The sequence below is a fragment of the Segatella copri genome, from assembly GCF_026015625.1.
Taxonomy (GTDB): Bacteria; Bacteroidota; Bacteroidia; order Bacteroidales; family Bacteroidaceae; genus Prevotella; species Prevotella copri_H.
Window position 1 is genome coordinate 3,313,792 of sequence record NZ_JAPDVG010000001.1, and the last position, 13,824, is coordinate 3,327,615.

The 13,824-nt window shown below is 43.8% G+C and carries 7 protein-coding genes, 3 rRNA genes and 1 pseudogene; 9 read left to right on the forward strand and 2 right to left on the reverse strand.

Annotated elements, in window-relative coordinates; translation table 11 throughout:
• The first annotated feature begins 581 nt into the window (after positions 1-581).
• The 6 genes from ONT19_RS13735 to ONT19_RS13760 all read left to right on the forward strand — a co-directional run bounded on the left by ONT19_RS13735 (position 582) and on the right by ONT19_RS13760 (position 8,168).
• A 16S ribosomal RNA gene (locus ONT19_RS13735) occupies positions 582-2,113 on the forward strand.
• 344 nt (positions 2,114-2,457) lie between these two features.
• Positions 2,458-5,354: ribosomal RNA gene (locus ONT19_RS13740) — 23S ribosomal RNA — on the forward strand.
• 76 nt (positions 5,355-5,430) lie between these two features.
• A 5S ribosomal RNA gene (gene rrf, locus ONT19_RS13745) occupies positions 5,431-5,543 on the forward strand.
• The 16S, 23S and 5S rRNA genes sit together here, the layout of an rRNA operon.
• A gap of 127 nt (positions 5,544-5,670) precedes the next feature.
• A complete protein-coding gene (locus ONT19_RS13750) occupies positions 5,671-6,153 on the forward strand; it encodes a hypothetical protein (RefSeq protein ID WP_147330183.1) in 483 nt (160 codons plus the stop codon).
• A 93-nt stretch (positions 6,154-6,246) separates the two neighbouring features.
• On the forward strand, positions 6,247-6,468 hold the full coding sequence (locus tag ONT19_RS13755; RefSeq protein WP_006848869.1) for a DUF2795 domain-containing protein: 222 nt from the start codon (positions 6,247-6,249) through the stop codon (positions 6,466-6,468).
• A gap of 326 nt (positions 6,469-6,794) precedes the next feature.
• Entirely contained in the window at positions 6,795-8,168 is a 1,374-nt protein-coding gene (locus ONT19_RS13760; RefSeq protein ID WP_264953114.1) for a tyrosine-type recombinase/integrase, read from the forward strand.
• Positions 8,169-8,426: 258 nt separating this feature from the next.
• Here ONT19_RS13760 and ONT19_RS13765 read toward each other — a convergent pair whose 3' ends face one another.
• Positions 8,427-8,870: a hypothetical protein gene (locus ONT19_RS13765; protein ID WP_147337160.1), complete on the reverse strand. Its 444-nt coding sequence runs from the start codon at positions 8,868-8,870 to the stop codon at positions 8,427-8,429.
• Positions 8,871-9,504: 634 nt separating this feature from the next.
• On the opposite strand from ONT19_RS13765, the gene ONT19_RS13770 reads away from it, so the two are divergent.
• From ONT19_RS13770 to ONT19_RS13780, 3 genes are read left to right on the forward strand one after another with little or no spacing between them, the layout of a single operon-like run.
• Positions 9,505-10,713: a site-specific integrase gene (locus ONT19_RS13770; protein ID WP_264952114.1), complete on the forward strand. Its 1,209-nt coding sequence runs from the start codon at positions 9,505-9,507 to the stop codon at positions 10,711-10,713.
• Positions 10,706-11,710 (forward strand): tyrosine-type recombinase/integrase, encoded by a 1,005-nt coding sequence (locus tag ONT19_RS13775; protein ID WP_264952113.1) that lies wholly within the window; start codon positions 10,706-10,708, stop codon positions 11,708-11,710. The genes ONT19_RS13770 and ONT19_RS13775 overlap by 8 nt, the downstream gene beginning before the upstream one ends.
• Positions 11,694-12,725, forward strand: coding sequence for a site-specific integrase (locus ONT19_RS13780; protein ID WP_264952112.1), 1,032 nt, complete (start codon positions 11,694-11,696; stop codon positions 12,723-12,725). The genes ONT19_RS13775 and ONT19_RS13780 overlap by 17 nt, the downstream gene beginning before the upstream one ends.
• 32 nt (positions 12,726-12,757) lie before the next feature.
• Here the strand turns inward: ONT19_RS13780 and ONT19_RS16355 are convergent.
• Positions 12,758-13,384: pseudogene (locus ONT19_RS16355) on the reverse strand (transposase); the annotation flags it as partial.
• Between the last annotated feature and the right edge of the window lie 440 nt (positions 13,385-13,824).

Here is a 13,824-nt window from a genome sequence, read left to right on the forward strand (position 1 = left end):
AAATAAAGTTAATGGCTATGGGTAAGCGTAAACTTCTAAACGTGAATTAATGTGAAATCATTAGCAATTTTTCTTCAAGTTTCGTCTCACACGCCCTTTCAGAGCGTGTGGTGCAAACTTGCGAATGTTCAATCATTAACAATTATTATAGTATACGCTTGCGTATACGCCTAAGTGTGTGCATAGGCAAGCGCATATATACAATAATGTAAGCAGCTAAAATCTCTTGTATAAAGTCTTTATAGATGTTAAAAACTAACTGAAAAAGCAACTTTTTTGCGAAAAGATTTGGTGGAATGAAAAATAGTTAGTACTTTTGCACTCGCTTTTGAGAAATACACTTTCTCTTAGCAACAAAAGAAAGAGTTCTTTGAAAGATTTTACATAAACAGACAAGTAGTACAAGAAGCGGTTAACTTCTTAGAAATAAGAAAGTTGACTGGGTAAAAGAAACGAACCGTCAAGAAATTGACAAGTCAGGTTTACTAAGCTTCAATAAACGAAAAAGGATATTCGTCCTAAGTACAGACAACAAACACCGACTTTCTTCTTCGGAAGAAATGAAGTAAAAATGATATTTTACAATGGAGAGTTTGATCCTGGCTCAGGATGAACGCTAGCTACAGGCTTAACACATGCAAGTCGAGGGGAAACGATATTGGAAGCTTGCTTCCGATAGGCGTCGACCGGCGCACGGGTGAGTAACGCGTATCCAACCTGCCCACCACTTGGGGATAACCTTGCGAAAGTAAGACTAATACCCAATGACGTCTCTAGAAGACATCTGAAAGAGATTAAAGATTTATCGGTGATGGATGGGGATGCGTCTGATTAGCTTGTTGGCGGGGTAACGGCCCACCAAGGCGACGATCAGTAGGGGTTCTGAGAGGAAGGTCCCCCACATTGGAACTGAGACACGGTCCAAACTCCTACGGGAGGCAGCAGTGAGGAATATTGGTCAATGGACGAGAGTCTGAACCAGCCAAGTAGCGTGCAGGATGACGGCCCTATGGGTTGTAAACTGCTTTTATAAGGGAATAAAGTGAGTCTCGTGAGACTTTTTGCATGTACCTTATGAATAAGGACCGGCTAATTCCGTGCCAGCAGCCGCGGTAATACGGAAGGTCCGGGCGTTATCCGGATTTATTGGGTTTAAAGGGAGCGTAGGCCGGAGATTAAGCGTGTTGTGAAATGTAGACGCTCAACGTCTGAACTGCAGCGCGAACTGGTTTCCTTGAGTACGCACAAAGTGGGCGGAATTCGTGGTGTAGCGGTGAAATGCTTAGATATCACGAAGAACTCCGATTGCGAAGGCAGCTCACTGGAGCGCAACTGACGCTGAAGCTCGAAAGTGCGGGTATCGAACAGGATTAGATACCCTGGTAGTCCGCACGGTAAACGATGGATGCCCGCTGTTGGTCTGAACAGGTCAGCGGCCAAGCGAAAGCATTAAGCATCCCACCTGGGGAGTACGCCGGCAACGGTGAAACTCAAAGGAATTGACGGGGGCCCGCACAAGCGGAGGAACATGTGGTTTAATTCGATGATACGCGAGGAACCTTACCCGGGCTTGAATTGCAGAGGAAGGATTTGGAGACAATGACGCCCTTCGGGGCCTCTGTGAAGGTGCTGCATGGTTGTCGTCAGCTCGTGCCGTGAGGTGTCGGCTTAAGTGCCATAACGAGCGCAACCCCTCTCCTTAGTTGCCATCAGGTTAAGCTGGGCACTCTGGGGACACTGCCACCGTAAGGTGTGAGGAAGGTGGGGATGACGTCAAATCAGCACGGCCCTTACGTCCGGGGCTACACACGTGTTACAATGGCAGGTACAGAGAGACGGTCCCTTGCAAAATGGATCAAATCCTTAAAGCCTGTCTCAGTTCGGACTGGGGTCTGCAACCCGACCCCACGAAGCTGGATTCGCTAGTAATCGCGCATCAGCCATGGCGCGGTGAATACGTTCCCGGGCCTTGTACACACCGCCCGTCAAGCCATGAAAGCCGGGGGCGCCTAAAGTCCGTGACCGTAAGGAGCGGCCTAGGGCGAAACTGGTAATTGGGGCTAAGTCGTAACAAGGTAGCCGTACCGGAAGGTGCGGCTGGAACACCTCCTTTCTGGAGAGACGGATTTCCTATAGAAGATTTAGGAACAGGACTTAAAAGTTCGCTTCTCTTCTTGTACGCACCATCTGTTTAATCAAATACAGGAGACTGGGATTCCTTATACGTTATATATAGGGATGGCTCAAGCAAAATGGTTCAACTCCACAATCTCCACCATGCCTTTTAAGGCAAGAAGATCTTTGACATATTGACACAAGCAAAACTGTAAGTAATGAACTTTAGTTCAGACTAAAGTAAATCAAATCGCAAGATGAGATTTCACTTTGTTAGAATACAGCTGAAAGTATGAGCTACTTATTCGTTATTCGGAAACGAGTAACAAGAATACAGTCGTAAAGAAAGTAAGAAAGGGCGTATGGCGGATGCCTAGGCTCACGGAGGCGATGAAGGACGTGATAAGCTGCGATAAGCTTCGGGTAGGTGCAAATAACCCTTGATCCGGAGATTTCCGAATGGGACAACCTAGCCGTCTGAAGGACGGTTACTAGCACTTAAGTGTTAGAGCTAACGCAGGGAACTGAAACATCTTAGTACCTGCAGGAAGAGAAAATAAATGAATGATTCCCCCAGTAGTGGCGAGCGAACGGGGAACAGCCCAAACCGTTGACGTCGCAAGGCGCCAGCGGGGTTGTAGGACCGCAACATTGTATGCAAATCGTGAACAGAACACTTTGGAAAATGTGACCATAGACGGTGATAGTCCAGTATGTGAAGCGAAATGCAGCATAGCGGTATCCTGAGTAACGCGGGACACGAGGAATCCTGCGCGAATCTGCCGGGACCATCCGGTAAGGCTAAATACTCCCGTGAGACCGATAGCGAACGAGTACTGTGAAGGAAAGGTGAAAAGAACCCCGAGCAGGGGAGTGAAATAGTTCCTGAAACCATACGCCTACAAGCGGTCGGAGCATCTTACGATGTGACGGCGTGCCTTTTGCATAATGATCCTACGAGTTACCGTCACTGGCGAGGTTGAGTGTCATGAGACACGTAGCCGCAGTGAAAGCGAGCCTGAATAGGGCGCATAGTCAGTGGGGGTAGACGCGAAACCAAGTGATCTACACTTGGCCAGGATGAAGTCCCGGTAACACGGGATGGAGGTCCGCACCAATAAGCGTTGAAAAGCTTCTGGATGAGCCGAGTGTAGGAGTGAAAGGCCAATCAAACTTGGAGATAGCTCGTACTCCCCGAAAGGCATTTAGGTGCCGCGTCGGATGGTCACCGTGAGAGGTAGAGCGACCGATAGGACAAGAGGGCTTCACCGCCTATCGAGTCCTGACGAACTCCGAATGCTCACGGTTTGCAGTCCGGCAGTAAGGGGGCGGGTGCTAAGGTCCGTCCCCGAGAGGAGAAGAATCCAGACCGCCGTCTAAGGTCCCGGAGTTCTGCCTGAGTTAGTCTAACGAAGTCTGGTCCCTATGACAGCTAGGATGTTGGCTTGGAAGCAGCCATTCATTCAAAGAGTGCGTAACAGCTCACTAGTCGAGGGTCCGGGCATGGATAATAATCGGGTATAAGGCAGACACCGAAGGCGCGGGATAGCATTTAAGAAAGTATCGGTAGGGGAGCATACTCACAGCGTCGAATGGTGTACGTAAGTTATCCTGGAGCGGTGAGTAAAGCAAATGTAGGAATAAGTAACGATAAGGAGGGTTAGATTCCCTCCCGCTGTAAGACCAAGGTTTCCCGGGCAATGCCAATCAGCCCGGGGTCAGTCGGGTCCTAAGTCTAAGCCGAACGGCGATGGCGATGGCAGAGACGGTTAATATTCCGTCACTGCCGCATGGGGCGACGTGGAGACGGAGCAGTGAAACCACCGCGGGGCGACGGAAGTCCCCGTTGAAGAGTGTAGGTGTTGAGGATGGCAGGCAAATCCACCGTCCGAGCTGAACTTGATAGTATGGAGTCTTCTTCGGAAGAATCCAATAGTGTGGGTAATCATACTCCCGAGAAAATCCGCTAAGCTTAACCCATGCGGCACCCGTACCGCAAACGGACACACGTGGTCGGGTAGAACATACTAAGGCGTTGAGAGATTCATGGTTAAGGAACTAGGCAAATTGACCCTGTAACTTCGGGATAAAGGGTCCTCGTGATGAGCGAGGCGCAGAGAATAGGTCCAGGCAACTGTTTAACAAAAACACAGGGCTGTGCAAACTCGAAAGATGACGTATACAGCCTGACACCTGCCCGGTGCCGGAAGGTTAAGAGGAGATGTCACTCGCAAGAGGAAGCATTGAATTGAAGCCCCGGTAAACGGCGGCCGTAACTATAACGGTCCTAAGGTAGCGAAATTCCTTGTCGGGTAAGTTCCGACCTGCACGAATGGTGTAATGATCCGGACGCTGTCTCAACCATGAGCTCAGTGAAATTGTAGTATCGGTGAAGATGCCGATTACCCGCGATGGGACGAAAAGACCCCGTGAACCTTTACTACAGCTTAGCATTGACCTTGGTCATCCGATGTGTAGGATAGGCCGGAGGCTTTGAAGCGGGAGCGCCAGCTTTCGTGGAGCCATCCTTGAAATACGGCCCTTTGGCTGTCTGAGGTCTAACGCGTGATACGCGGACACTGCTTGGTGGGTAGTTTGACTGGGGTGGTCGCCTCCAAAAGCGTAACGGAGGCTTCCAAAGGTGCCCTCGGGTCGATTGGTAACCGACCTCAAAGAGTGCAATGGCATAAGGGCGCTTGACTGGGAGGCAGACATGCCGAGCAGGCAGGAAACTGGGGCATAGTGATCCGGCGGATGTGTATGGAAACTCCGTCGCTCAAAGGATAAAAGGTACTCCGGGGATAACAGGCTGATCCCCCCCAAGAGCTCATATCGACGGGGTGGTTTGGCACCTCGATGTCGGCTCGTCACATCCTGGGGCTGGAGAAGGTCCCAAGGGTTGGGCTGTTCGCCCATTAAAGTGGCACGCGAGCTGGGTTCAGAACGTCGTGAGACAGTTCGGTCTCTATCTATCGTGGGCGTGGGAGTTTTGAGTGGTGCCGTCACTAGTACGAGAGGACCGTGATGGACAGACCTCCGGTTTACCAGTTGTGCCGCCAGGCGCACCGCTGGGTATCTGAGTCTGGATTGGATAAGCGCTGAAAGCATCTAAGTGCGAAGCCAGCCGCAAGATGAGAACTCCATTGAGGGTCGTCAGAGACGATGACGTTGATAGGATGCAGGTGTAAAGACAGCGATGTCAAAGCCGAGCATTACTAATTGCCCGAACACTTTCTTTAGAAAGTTCATAGTTTCAACTGTATTTTCAGTTCATTATCTTGTTTTGCTTGTGTGCAAATACGTCATAACCCATTATCAGGTGGTTATTGCGGTGAGGTCCCACCTCTTCCCATTCCGAACAGAGAAGTTAAGCTCACTTGCGCCGATGGTACTGCAATGCAATGCGGGAGAGTAGGTAGCCGCCTCCTTTTATCAAGAGCCTCAGATTTCGAAAGATTTCTGAGGCTTTTTTGTTTTCCCACAGATTTCACAGATGCTCACAGATTTTAGACCTGTTCGGTCTGGAATTTCGCAGATTTTTATTATCTTTGCAGCATGAATAGGAAAAGAATTAAAAAGAAGTTTGCTAGTTTAGGTCAGCGTATGCTACGGATGCCTCGTACCCGAGGATTCGGAGTACAATCACCTACAGCCTATTCTTTCCTGCGCAAGGTGGTTAACGAAAAGGGATTTCTCAGAATCTATTGTCAGACTCATTCTGAAATCTCCTCCTCCTATCCCCAAGATGCCTCCAAACAGAAACGTCTTCTCTTCCGCATCAGAACTGTTTATCCTAATGTAGTAGAACTCTCTGCATCTTCCCTGCTAAAGAGAGAGGATTTCCAGCAGTTTCTCTGGAATGTGTCTGATGATACGGTTTTAGTAGTTACAGACATCAATCTCGATGCAGAATATGGGAAAGTATGGCTCCGACTTGTAACAGATAATCGTACGATTTTGACCTTTAATTTGGTTGATTGCGGTATAGTTTTCTTCGATAAAACCAAATATAAGCAGAATTTTAATGTAAATTATTGATTTGTGCGTAAATTTGTTCCATAAATATTTGGAATTTAAAATAAAAGTATTACTTTTGCAGCCAAAATAATAGAAACGTTAAATTATAGAGCTATGTATTGGACACTTGAATTGGCTTCAAAGCTTGAAGATGCACCATGGCCTGCAACAAAAGAAGAGTTGATTGACTATGCAACTCGCTCTGGTGCGCCTCTAGAAGTTCTAGAGAATTTGCAGGAGATAGAAGACGAAGGCGATGTTTACGAAAGCATCGAAGACATCTGGCCAGATTATCCTTCAAAGGATGACTTCTTGTGGAATGATGACGAGTACTAATCGTTCATCGATTACGATTATCAGTATAAGATAATGGAAATGAGCCATATAGGTGATTTCTCATGAAATTCCTATATGGCTTTTTGCCGTCTTTTACCGCCAATTTTACCGTTCTAATGGCCTTATTTTACATAATTAAATGATCAATAATCGGTATATCCTGAAATTCTTTCTTTTCTGATCGGTTAATTTCATCTTTTCTTCTCTTATTATTCTCCTTACTTCATACTAAAATCATCTGAAGTTTATAAAAAAGGAGTGATATGATAAACTTTTCTACTATCTTCGCGTACATAGTGCCATAATTAATAAAAAGGTATTTTAATATGGGAAGAATTTCAAGACTTTATCCGAAAGGACGATTGAGACTGCGTATACCAAAGATGGTGCAGTCTGGTAAAAAGTATCCATTGTATATAGAATACAATTGGCATGCTGATTCTATTCGTAAATCAACTGGTATAAGTGTGTCAGTAAAGGAATGGAATGAGAAAGGCTATTGCGGTATTGGTGAAATACGTGCCACGACTGATATTGACTATAAGTATTATAATCATGCTCTTCATAAGCGTATCGAAGACATAGATGTGAAGATACATAAGTATTATGAAATGCATCAACATATTACTTGTGATGTGATTCGATCTTTTCTCGAAGACAATGACAATGCTTTGCGACCTGATGAAGGAAAAGACTTCATAGAGTTTGCTAAAGAGTTGATGGAAAAACGTTATGAGAAAGGTAAGATAGGTTTCAGTACTTGCAAGAATGGTATTTCATATCTCAATCAGTTTGAGGAATACCTGTTGCTTGAACACAAAGGTACATATGGTGAGCATAAGGAATTCATTTATGTCTCAGATATTAGTGAAGACTTATTGCTTGACTTCCGTAAGTATCGACTCTTGGCAAAAAAGAAAGCAACAACAGTCAACAAGACTCTATGTCCGATTCTTCAGGCGTGTGAATATGCTTGTCAGTTAGGTTATATCTCTCATCAGCTTAATGTATCTCTCCAGGACTTGTATATGAAAGAAGAGGACCGGCTTGATGAAGAAGAGAGGAATATCAAGTATCTCACTGAAGAGAGACTTGCTGAGTTAGTTTCCGTTTATAATACCATCGAACAGCCTCGACGAAAAGAGTTTTTGGAGATGTGGCTGTTTGCCTTCCATGCTTGCGGTATGCGAATGGTTGATGTGATGACGCTCCGATGGAAAGACATTGATTTCAACAAGAATTTCATCAGTAAAATACAAGTCAAGACGAGAAACCGAAACACCATACCTTTGAGTGAACCACTCATTCGTATTCTTGAAAAATGGAAGGGTAGAAACAAAGTCTTTGTTTTTGATCTATTGCCAGAGAACTTCGATATAAATGACCATGAGGCGATATACCGTCGTAGAAATTCCTGGAATAATACCATCAATACTTCGCTTCGCTGTATATCTCATGATTTAAAATGGAATCAAGACTTGACTTTCCATGTATCAAGACACACCTGGGCAGTTTTAGCGCTTGCACACGGAGCTGAAATCAGTGAGATAAGCAGATTGTTAGGTCACGCTTCAACAGGCGTCACAGAGCGAGTTTATGCAGAATTCTTGCCAGACAACCTTGCGACTGTAGTAAGCAAACTTGGCTTCTGCTTCATTCCTGATATGAATGCCAAACAAAAGAAGGTGGTATCACGCTAAACAGAGTGATACCACCTTCGATCAAATTTGTAGCCTTTATAGTCGAAACTATCAGAATATCTTGTAGTCCTTGCCAGTAAGATTAGAAATTGGCTTGAATAAACGCAATAGAATGAGCCCTATCACGATAAATGCTATTCTGACTATTACTGAACCGCCCATAGTAAAACCGTGCCATACGAGGAAAATGGGTGAGCACATGAGGGCTACGATGATTAGGCACATTAGAGCTGCTAGAAATGTTTTTGGTCCCATACGTCAATAATCTAATGGAGCTATGAAATGATCATCAGGCAGGTCGTGAAAATACTTGCCATCTGCATCATTAGTCACATATGTTTCGTTTTCTGGATCTTCTGTAGCGAAATAGATTTCCAAATCCTTGAAACGATTTTTGAGAAGAACGCGGAAGTCAGTAATCAATGCGAGTTCTTCCGCTTCTATATAGAGAAAGCCTTCTGAAAGTTCGCATTTCTTGATATTACCACAGAGATTGCAAGTCCCATAGTCCACACCAAGAGCTAAGATGATGTTTCCTTCCCAATCATCGGCCTCGTCTTCTTCCATAGCAGGGCGTTCTTTCTGTATGAAAGTCTGATAGAGGTCATATATCTCTTGCAACTCTTCTTGTTTTCCCACAATGTGGTAGCGTACTTTTATATTATGCATTTGGGATGCAAAGATAGCTAAATCTGATTCCATGTCTTGTCAATCGATTTCACTACTGTCCAATAAAAAAGGGCAATTCGATCTTTGAAACAGTTGAATTATAGTCTTTTATGCAGTATTTTGCAATGAAACGGACTTGATTTTGTACAATAGTTCGTTAATAATTCAATAATGTGCTAAGCAGCTATACGCTGTAAGCACGAGAGATCTTTGAAAATCTTGCTAATTAAAGTTCGGTTCGGGATGTACCCGCATGCTTTAAAAATTCGTTTCACCAGATAAATGTTGGTCATCAGTGACTTGAATGAAGACATAGAATATTCCATTCCCATCTCCTTCATAGTTACCTTGGCAACATTTAGTGATGTGAACGAAGCATTGAAAGCAAAATCGAGTTTCCACTTATCGCGAGCCTGGCAGTCCATAAGACCAGTATAGCCTTTGGCGTCACGAAAGTAATTATGTAAAGCTTCTCATAATTACTTTTATGACAAGAATATCATTATGTCAAGTTAGACAGATTTGACCTGTGAAAAATTGTTGATTATATGAATTTTACAGCAAAAACTTATCATAAATACTTCTCATAACGTTATATTACAGTATAGGGCATAAGCCCCAAAACTAAATATTATATATTATGCAAGAAGTAAAGATTCAAGTCCTAATGGATCGATGCATCAAGTACTTTGAAGACCATTGTTACACAGAGAATAGAATATCTGTGTATAAATGTCTATGGCGTAAAGGCATCGTCCACTACATGTCGGCTCACGACATTGAGAATTATTCCCCTTCTATTGGTGAAGAGTTCCTGTCAACCTGTCATCATTATGGTGAGATTCGTCACCAGGAGCGTGAAATGATTCGCAGTATTCAAGTCCTTGACGATATGCTTTCGTTAGGGCTTATACGTAAGCGTTGTTTCACTCCTGTTTTCCATACCCTCGATGGGAAGATTGGCATGGAGATGGAAAAACTCATCATCCATCTTACTTCTCTTCGTAGAAGTCTGGTGACTATAAATGACTATCGTTTGTATCTAAGCGAGTTCTTAACTCATCTCAATCTCAGTGGTGTCAACAGTGTGTCCGAGATTGCGGATAAACACATCTTGTCGTTTGTCTCGTCCCATCCGACCAACAAGGTAAACATAGTTTCTGCCCTGCGTGTCCTCTTTCGTTTCTGGAAAGCGGAGCATATTGTAGATGGAAGGTTTGATGGTCTGTTTGACACATATAAGCTGCGCAAGAAAGAGCGTATTCCTTCGTTTTACACAGCAGCAGAGGTAAATATAGTAGAGAACTCCGTGAATAGAAGCAGCGGCGTTGGCAAGAGAAACTATGCAATGTTATTACTTGCATCACGTTTGGGGTTGCGAGCTTCGGACATAGCCAACCTACAGTTCTCTAATATAGACTGGGACAACAATGTACTAACCCTTGTGATGCATAAGACCGGAAAGGTCATAGAGTTGCCATTGCTTGCGGATGTTGGTAATGCCATCATAGATTACTTGCAGCATGGAAGACCTCAGACAGTTTCACAGAATGTATTTCTTTCTTGCAAGGCACCTTATGTGCCAGCAACCAAAAGTATGGTATGCTCTGCAATAAACAACATCATCTGTAAATCCGGAATAGATGTATCGGCCAAGCATCATGGTCCACATTCTCTACGTCATTCTCTTGCAAGCGTCATGCTTGAGAAAGGCACGACGTTACCTGTCATATCCGAATCGCTAGGGCATCGCAGTACGGAAACAACTCTCACTTATCTTAAGATTGACATAAAGTCTTTGATAGAGTGTGCCATTCCTGTACCGCCAGTTCCAGATGCCTTTTACAAACAGAGAGGAGGTGCGTTCTATGGCTGAGCAATTTAAATATTCCAGCGTGTTAGCCTCATATATGAATCATCTTCTTGACATTAAAATATCTGCAGGAATCAGTGCGTTGCGTACCAGATGGATATTGAAAGAGATTGACGACTTTGCCAATGCAGAGTGCCTAAAGGATCCTCATATCAAAGAGGTGTTCTTCAAAAAGTGGAGAGCTACACGTGTGGCGGACTGTGACAGAACTTTATATTCCAAATGTTCCGTATGGTGTCAATTGACAAGACTGATGTGCAGGTGTGGCTGTGTATGCTTCATTCCACGAATGCCCAAGCAACCGAAGTCTGATTTTACTCCGTATATATTCACAAAGGAGCAGATTGGCGCAATCTTTTCTGCAGCGGACGAATATAGACTATATGACATACGCATGGGTACAGCTCTCATAGCCATGCCAGCTCTTCTTCGTTTACTATATAGTACAGGAATGCGTATATCTGAGGCTCTTTCCATCCGCAACAAACATGTTCATCTGGATGAAGGTTACATTCGCTTAGATAAAACCAAGAACGGAAGTGAAAGGATCGTACCTTTATGTGAGTCGATGAAGACGGTACTTACATCTTATATGGAGTATAGAAACAATATGCCCATCAAAGACATAGCTGCAGGAAATGGTTTTTTGTTTGTAAAATCGGACGGGACTAGCATCAAGGCTAATAGTGTATATCAGCATCTGCGCAAATTGCTGGACACATGCGGAATTCCCCATAAGGGGAATCATCATGGACCACGCGTTCACGACCTGCGACATACGAATGCAGTACATGCTCTTGTACAGATGGGGCACAAAGGAATGGACTTGTATGCCAGTTTGCCAATTCTCTCAACATGCCTGGGACATCACTCGCTGAAAGCGACAGAGCAGTATGTTCGCCTCACATGCAACATGTATCCAGAATTGGAAGAGCAATGTTCTGAAATCAACGCTTTTGTCTATCCAAAGATATGTAAAGCCTATGACTACGACGACTGACTTTGCCAAACATTTAAGCCGCTTTCTGGTAGAATACCTGCCTCATGAGCGTAATGTAAGCCCTAACACCATATCCTCCTATAGAGATGCATTTGTACAATTTATTGACTTCATGAAAGATATTAAAGGAATCACAGTTGAAAAATTGCAATTGAAACATCTCACGAGAGTAAGTGTAACCGAGTATCTCGAATGGCTACTTAACAAGCGAAAATGCTCTGCAGCGACACGTAACTATCGGCTTGCTGCCATTCATTCTTTTTGTCATTACTTGCAATATAGCGTCATAGAAATGATAGAAGAATGGCAAAAGATCCTAACTATTAAAGCCATAAAAACATCAGGGACAACACTTAACTACCTGACAATAGAAGGTATCAAGTTGTTGCTGGCTCAGCCTGATACATCAACTTGGAGAGGCCGAAGAAATCTCGCTTTACTCTCACTAATGTATGATACGGGAGCAAGAGTCTCTGAAATAGCAGATCTTACTGTGGATAGTGTGCGCATAACCCATGAGCCATATACCATACGTCTGTTCGGAAAAGGACGCAAAGCACGAATAGTACCGCTTGTAAAGGAACAGGTGTCAATTCTATGTGAATATATGGAAGAGAATCATCTTAACGATTGCAACAAAGCTGCGTCTCCACTTTTCTATAATGGCAGAAATGAAAAGCTAACGCGTGAGGGTATCACATACATTCTTTGTACTTATGCAAACATGGCAAGGAAGGTGTCTCCAGAACTTATTCCGCAAAGGATTAGTTGTCACTCTATACGTCATAGTCGAGCTATGCATCTTCTACAGGCTGGAGTCAACCTTATTTATATTAGAGATTTGCTAGGACATGTCTCTATTCAAACAACGGACATTTATGCTCGTGCAGACTCTAAAGCAAAACGTGAGGCGTTCGAAAAGGCGTATACAGATCTCACACCTAACCGAGAGGCTGATAAATCTTGGGAAAACAATAAAAATCTCAGAGATTGGCTCAGAGGTCTGAAGAAATAGTTATCATTATGAGAAGTCGAACGGAGAAGCATTCTCCTAAAGTTCTGATCTTCAATAATACTTTTCCATTCACTTCTCATAATGTTATTCTTGTCATAAAAGCAAAATTCAATCTGGAACCTGGTTCTATAATAAAGAAGTACCTCTTCACCCGAAAGTGAGGTGTCTGTAGAGAAGAATAGTTTCTTCTTGCCATTCGGCATCTGCCAGATGACAAGTCTAACTTTACACCGGAGTGCCTTGGAATAGGCTATCAAAGTATAAGCTGTTCCTTCTATATCTTTCATCTCCATCTTCTCCATTCGAGTGAGGTCAAGATTCTTCATATCAATCTTGCCATCCTTGGTCTTTGGGCGACCACGTTTTCCAGTACGTGGACCAGCATAGACATAAAAGAGACAAGCATTGTCACGAAAGCGGCTTATCATAGAGAACCCTTCTTTCTTTATCCCATTAACAAATGTACTTGTAGAGAAGTAAGCATCTGCAACTATGAGGGTTGAGAGTTTGAGAAGTTCCTTGCGATAACGCTTAATGACGCCGATATAGAAATCTACCATAGTCTTGTTTCTAAGACTCAGTTCTTTATTACTTAGCGACTGGTGTGCTTTTAACATCATGCAGTCTTTGGCATCAATATCAATGAGGCCAATACCCATGATTTCGAGACCATGTTTAACAGACTGTGCACATCCCGACCAAAAACGACCGATATGTGGAGTCTTCTTGCCAGCTTTACTGATGTAGCTGGGATCAATGGCAATAGCCCATCTTCCCTGTTTACCCAAGAAGCGCTTGGCAAGTGAGACATTAAGTTTGAGCCAATCAATTCACTTCGACTTTTTCAAGCCGAATGCGTTGCGATAGGTTTGCTCAACATGCAAGCCATACCTCCCCATTTGGGTGAAATTTATCTTTCTTGGTATTACCATGAACAAAATTATCACCTCGATGAGTATTTTCTCGAAACTTTTTGTTATCTTTGCAGCTGAATCTTCAACTGCATCTTTAAAGATATCCATATATTGGTCAAGTCCTGTATTCATGTAATATTGTATTTGTCGTGATCTACAAAGTTACTGAAAATCAGCGACTTGAC